At 72.7% G+C, this 1,269-nt stretch carries 2 protein-coding genes; one reads left to right on the top strand and one right to left on the bottom strand.

Features of this window, described 5'->3' with window-relative positions:
- A partial coding sequence (locus ACFXB5_RS51685) for an NYN domain-containing protein (protein WP_385222573.1) occupies positions 1-635 on the bottom strand: 635 nt, incomplete at its 3' end.
- Positions 636-925: 290 nt separating this feature from the next.
- Between ACFXB5_RS51685 and ACFXB5_RS51690 the strand changes: the two genes are divergently transcribed.
- Entirely contained in the window at positions 926-1,105 is a 180-nt protein-coding gene (locus tag ACFXB5_RS51690; RefSeq protein ID WP_385222576.1) for a hypothetical protein, read from the top strand.
- The last annotated feature ends 164 nt before the right edge of the window (positions 1,106-1,269 follow it).

Genomic DNA, 1,269 nt, shown 5'->3' on the forward strand with positions numbered 1-1,269 from the left:
GCCGTGGCGGTCTCCGGCAGCGGGGCGGAGAGAATGGCCGCGATCTCCGGGCGCGGCTCGGAGACGGGCGCACAGGGCCCGGGAAGCTCCTTGGCGCGTACCGCCCGGGTGATCCAGGCCCGGTCCAGGACGCGCCGCTCATCGGCCTCGGCCACGAGGTCCTCGGACTGGTTGTAGTCGCCGTCGGCGGCCTGCACCGCCCAGAGGTGGACGGCGACGCCGTGCTCCTTGGCCGACATCAGCCCGGGCAGCAGATCCCCGTCGCCGGTGACGAGGACGATGTCGGAGCAGGCCCGGTTGCGGGCGAGCTCGGTGAGCTCGGCGTGCATGGCGGCGTCCACGCCCTTCTGGGCCCAGCGGCCGTCGCTGCGGGTGAGCGCGCCGAGCCGCACGGTCACCCTGGGCATCACGCGCAGCCGCCGGTGCTCGGGCTGGGGTACGCGGTCGGGGGCGCCGTCGAACCAGTAGATCCGCAGCAGCGGGCGTTCGGTATCGGCCTCGGCCCGCTCCCGCAGGCCCTGGATGAGGGTCGCGTGGTCGACGGAGATACGCGATCGGGCGGGCTCCCCGGCCAGCAGGCTCGCGGCGGCGCCCAGCAGGTACCCGGCGTCCACCAGGACGACGCAGCGGTCCACGTTCCACCCTCTTCCCTGACGAATCCAGTCCTCGGTCGCCCCCCGCGCACAGCCGTCCCCGGATGTGGTCTTTCCGCTTTCCTTCGAGTCTGCCCGACCGTGCGGGGGTTATCAGTCCGAACTGGATCACCGGCGTGGCGGATACGGCTTACCCGCCAAGACCCCCCTTCTCACTCACCGTAATTGCCCGAAATGCACGGGTCACCTCGGCATGTCACTGTTCTTCCCGAAGGGCTTCTCCCAGCGGGGCCCTTCACCGGGGGGCTGATCCCAACTGGAGGAACACCACCATGGGCAAGAACAAGAACCGCGATCGCAAGCAGCAGCAGGAGCGGCGTCAGGAGCGCGGCATGGCCGACCGCCCCGCCGGCCAGCAGTCCTCGGTGGACGCGCAGTCGCAGGCGATGCGGTCGGAGGGCAGCCCCTCGACGCCGCGCAAGGACCGGCAGAAGAGCTTCGGCCACAACTGACGCACCGCGCACCGGCGCTGGGCCACCGCGGTGGCAGGCCGCGTGACATGGCCCCAGGGGCGCGCCCCCCACCGGGGCGCCCCCTGTGGGGTGCCCCCCCCCCCCCCCCCCCCGGGCCCCGGCTTACGACATTAGTCAGGGGCCGGCGGGCACGCCGGCGTGAA

It is taken from the genome of Streptomyces sp. NPDC059455 (genome assembly GCF_042750115.1).
Lineage (GTDB): Bacteria > Actinomycetota > Actinomycetes > Streptomycetales > Streptomycetaceae > Streptomyces > Streptomyces endocoffeicus.